Raw genomic sequence first — 473 nt, 5'->3', positions numbered from 1 at the left:
GTTTTTGGCCGCCGCGAGCACCTCGCAGCAGCCATTTTCCGCATTACAGGTGCACCTTTCCTGCGGTAGTCAGCAAATGTCGGCGCGCCATCCATAGGTTCGACAGCGCGAACAGCGTCACCAGCTGAGCGGTGTTCTTGGCCAGGCCACGGAAGCGCACCTTCACGTAACCGAACTGGCGCTTGATCACTCGAAACGGGTGCTCGACCTTCGCTCGCACTTGTGCCTTGGCCTTCTCGATCTTGCGCTTGGCTTTGTACAGGGCGCTGCGTTTATCGAGCTTCTTGTAGGTGCTGCGGCGTGCTGCGACCTGCCAGATCACTTCGCGGCCCGCATGTTCGGGGCGCTTTTCGACGCCGGTGTAGCCGGCATCGGCGCAGACGACGTTCTCGTTACCGTGCAGCAGTTTGTCGACCTGGGTGATATCGGGGTTTGGGGAGCAACGGAACAGAAAGTGCACTTAAGCCCAGCGC

Annotated in this window: 1 pseudogene; it reads right to left on the bottom strand. The window is 60.3% G+C overall.

What is annotated here, in order from left to right:
• Positions 1 to 43 precede the first annotated feature (43 nt).
• Positions 44 to 427, bottom strand: a pseudogene (locus tag LO50_RS22110) (transposase); the annotation flags it as partial.
• Positions 428 to 473 lie beyond the last annotated feature (46 nt).

It is taken from the genome of Stutzerimonas stutzeri, assembly GCF_000935215.1.
Lineage (GTDB): Bacteria > Pseudomonadota > Gammaproteobacteria > Pseudomonadales > Pseudomonadaceae > Stutzerimonas.
This window is presented reverse-complemented; position numbering and strand designations above follow the sequence as displayed.